This is a genomic window from Bacillus sp. ES1-5, assembly GCF_022487605.1.
Classification (GTDB): Bacteria; Bacillota; Bacilli; order Bacillales; family Bacillaceae_G; genus Bacillus_A; species Bacillus_A wiedmannii.
On the sequence record NZ_JAKVPU010000036.1, the window covers coordinates 1 to 980 of the forward strand.

General features: G+C 35.2%; 1 protein-coding gene. It reads right to left on the reverse strand.

Going from position 1 to position 980, the window contains the following annotated elements; translation table 11 throughout:
- A partial coding sequence (gene tnpB, locus MKO96_RS29120) for an IS200/IS605 family element RNA-guided endonuclease TnpB (protein WP_240589341.1) occupies positions 1 to 980 on the reverse strand: 980 nt, incomplete at both ends.

Genomic DNA, 980 nt, shown 5'->3' on the forward strand with positions numbered 1-980 from the left:
CAAGTCCACTCTCTAAGGCTTAGATTCTTGACTTCCTTATTTTTATAACCACAGCAAGAACACAATTGGCTACTCGCATAATTCTTAGGTGCGATTATCAAATCACGACCTTTCCATATTGCTTTATAGTCAAGGTGTTCTCTGAATTTAGCCCAAGATACTTCACTGATTGCTTTTGCTAATTTGTGATTCTTTTGCATGTTCTTCACTTTCAAGTCCTCAATCACAATTACTTGGTTTTCGTTTGTGATTTCACTGCTTATCTTGTGAAGAAAATCATTGCGTTGATTCGCAATCTTCTCATGAAGTCTTGCAACTTGTAACCTGGCCTTGTTTCTATTGTTTGAACCTTTCTTTTTACGCGACAAAGAGCGCTGCAGAAAAGCTAATCTTCTTTCGGCTTTTCTCAACCATTTAGGGTTCTCATATTTCTTGCCATTAGACAATATTGCAAAGTCTTTTAGCCCAACATCAATACCAACTTTTGCATCAACTTTAGGAAACAATTGCTCATTTTCTTCTACTAAAATCGATACAAAGTATTTACCAGTAGGTGTTTGAGACACTGTAGTAGACTTAATTAATCCAAAGAATTGTCTGTGCTGTTTAATCTTTACCAAGGTCTTTAGTTTGGGCAGCTTGATATAACCACTCTCAATGTAAACCGTGCCTTTTTGGTTATTTGTTGTATAACTACGATAGTTATCTTTCTTACTTTTGAATTTCGGGAATCCAACAGATTTATCACGGAAAAAGTTAGCGTATGCTTTATTCAAATTCATTTGAGCATTCGCCAACGCAAGACTATCAACTTCCTTTAGGAATGAAAATTCAGCCTTATATTGTGCAGGCGTAGGATATGTAACAGATTTATCAAGTTTATCCTGTGATTCTTGATAAGATTTGATTCTATCTGCAAGCATCTTGTTGTATACAAATCGAACACATCCAAATGTTTTTGAGAAAAACATTTGTTGTTC